Here is a 1013-nt window from a genome sequence, read left to right on the forward strand (position 1 = left end):
TCTTCACAATGCCGCCCCTGCCTATGCCGGGCGTATGATAGGGCTCGGATTCCGTATCATTACCATAACCAGCGATGCCACCCTCCTTGGCAAGATCGCTCAGGAAACGGTCCGGCAAATTCAGACGGCTGCCGGCGAAGCAGCCCGATGATGTTCGAGGCGCCATCGGAGAGGTTGAGAAAGCTCGGTTTGACGCTGCCGCCGAGAAGAAAGCTGGTCGCCAACTTCCTGCCGTACAAGCGACATGGAGACCTGCTTTTCCTCTCCGGACAAGGCCCTGTGAGCCATGAAGGCGTGAGACATACGGGCAAGGTCGGGCTCGACGTTAGCGTGGGCGAAGCGTACCAGCATGCGCAGCTGGCCGCGCTCAATCTGCTATCCGTCGCGGATGCAGCGGCGGGCTCAATCGACCGTGTCGCAGAGATCGTCAGGGTGCTCGGATTCGTGAACGCGGCTGCAGATTTTACCGGCCATCCTGCCGTCGTGAATGGATGTTCGGACCTGCTTGTTTCAATSTTTGGAGCGCGCGGTATGCACTCACGTTCTGCAAAAGGTGCAGGTTCGCTCCCCAACAACATCACAGTGGAAATCGAAATGGTAGTTGCGCTTTCGCAATAGCGTCTGATCGACGCGAAAGGACGCATATTGGTCGCTAGTTCGACTGTTTGGCTACGGAGCCATACGAAACGATGCGGGAAGATTTCTGACTTGGTCCACGAAAAAACTCAATAAAATCAACATTATTGATACGTCCTCCGGGCCAACCAGTTTCTTTTGATAAAGAACATTTGCTTCGCGGAGGAGGGGCGCACGATAGATGCGACAACATCCAAGGTGGGTGTTTCTCTATGGGGGCGGATTCGGCGGTCACCAGAGTAAGACAAACGCTATCAGTGTGCTACCTATTGTGATACAAAAACAGGGCGCGGCGCTGGGCTCAGTACGCCACCCTCCATCGACCTAATCAATCATTTCTGCGACCGCACCGCCCTATGCAACCAGCTATGCCCACG

The 1013-nt window shown here is 55.4% G+C and carries 1 protein-coding gene; it reads left to right on the forward strand.

Annotation, left to right across the window (positions count from 1 at the left end; all coding sequences use genetic code 11):
* Positions 1-147: 147 nt before the first annotated feature.
* Entirely contained in the window at positions 148-618 is a 471-nt protein-coding gene (locus ACXJ7R_RS34170) for a RidA family protein (protein WP_457155645.1), read from the forward strand.
* Positions 619-1013 lie beyond the last annotated feature (395 nt).

It is taken from the genome of Mesorhizobium sp. P5_C1, from assembly GCF_054049815.1.